At 52.2% G+C, this 1438-nt stretch carries 1 protein-coding gene and 2 pseudogenes; 2 read left to right on the top strand and 1 reads right to left on the bottom strand.

From position 1 onward, the window contains the following. Positions 1-303: hypothetical protein (locus tag SB773_RS29825; protein WP_410593795.1), on the bottom strand; the 303-nt coding region annotated here is incomplete at its 3' end. 110 nt (positions 304-413) lie between these two features. Here SB773_RS29825 and SB773_RS29820 point away from each other — a divergent pair. Both SB773_RS29820 and lacI read left to right on the top strand, forming a co-directional pair. Beyond that, a pseudogene (locus SB773_RS29820) lies at positions 414-698 on the top strand (MFS transporter); the annotation flags it as partial. Between the two features lie 79 nt (positions 699-777). Continuing rightward, positions 778-1438 (top strand): annotated as a pseudogene (gene lacI / locus SB773_RS29815) (DNA-binding transcriptional repressor LacI); the annotation flags it as partial.

Genomic DNA, 1438 nt, shown 5'->3' with positions numbered 1-1438 from the left:
GGTATTATACAGATCATTTTTACTAATATACTGACACACCGGACAAGAATCATAATCGCCGTGGGTACTACTACAGGTTTCAATATACCATTTGCCATTTTTTTTAAAGCCATGATTAACCAGAATTGCAAACGGTGCCTGTTCATCATTTTTAGACGGCAGAAAGCGAATAACTGCCTGACCATTACCTGCATTATCCAGTTTCAGTTTCCATTCGCCTTTATCTTCTGAGCTAAAGCCTTTATTACCATTCAGTTTTGCCATCTGTGCTGCCAGTTCTGCGGTTGATTTACGTTTAAACATATGTATATCTCCTTCTTAAAGTTAAACAAAATTATTTCTAGAGGGGAATTGTTATCCGCTCACAATTCCCCTATAGTGAGTCGTATTAATTTCGCGGGATCGAGATCTCGATCCTCTACGCCGGACGCATCGTGGCCGGCATCACCGGCGCCACAGGTGCGGTTGCTGGCGCCTATATCGCCGACATCACCGATGGGGAAGATCGGGCTCGCCACTTCGGGCTCATGAGCGCTTGTTTCGGCGTGGGTATGGTGGCAGGCCCCGTGGACGGGGGACTGTTGGGCGCCATCTCCTTGCATGCACCATTCCTTGCGGCGGCGGTGCTCAACGGCCTCAACCTACTACTGGGCTGCTTCCTAATGCAGGAGTCGCATAAGGGAGAGCGTCGAGATCCCGGACACCATCGAATGGCGCAAAACCTTTCGCGGTATGGCATGATAGCGCCCGGAAGAGAGTCAATTCAGGGTGGTGAATGTGAAACCAGTAACGTTATACGATGTCGCAGAGTATGCCGGTGTCTCTTATCAGACCGTTTCCCGCGTGGTGAACCAGGCCAGCCACGTTTCTGCGAAAACGCGGGAAAAAGTGGAAGCGGCGATGGCGGAGCTGAATTACATTCCCAACCGCGTGGCACAACAACTGGCGGGCAAACAGTCGTTGCTGATTGGCGTTGCCACCTCCAGTCTGGCCCTGCACGCGCCGTCGCAAATTGTCGCGGCGATTAAATCTCGCGCCGATCAACTGGGTGCCAGCGTGGTGGTGTCGATGGTAGAACGAAGCGGCGTCGAAGCCTGTAAAGCGGCGGTGCACAATCTTCTCGCGCAACGCGTCAGTGGGCTGATCATTAACTATCCGCTGGATGACCAGGATGCCATTGCTGTGGAAGCTGCCTGCACTAATGTTCCGGCGTTATTTCTTGATGTCTCTGACCAGACACCCATCAACAGTATTATTTTCTCCCATGAAGACGGTACGCGACTGGGCGTGGAGCATCTGGTCGCATTGGGTCACCAGCAAATCGCGCTGTTAGCGGGCCCATTAAGTTCTGTCTCGGCGCGTCTGCGTCTGGCTGGCTGGCATAAATATCTCACTCGCAATCAAATTCAGCCGATAGCGGAACGGGAAGGCGACTGGA

Origin of the sequence: Bacillus sp. SIMBA_074 (assembly GCF_046534555.1) — a bacterium.
In the GTDB taxonomy this organism is placed as follows: Bacteria; Bacillota; Bacilli; order Bacillales; family Bacillaceae_G; genus Bacillus_A; species Bacillus_A mycoides.
The sequence above is the reverse complement of the archived record's forward strand: the minus strand, read 5'-3'. Positions and strand labels throughout refer to the sequence as shown.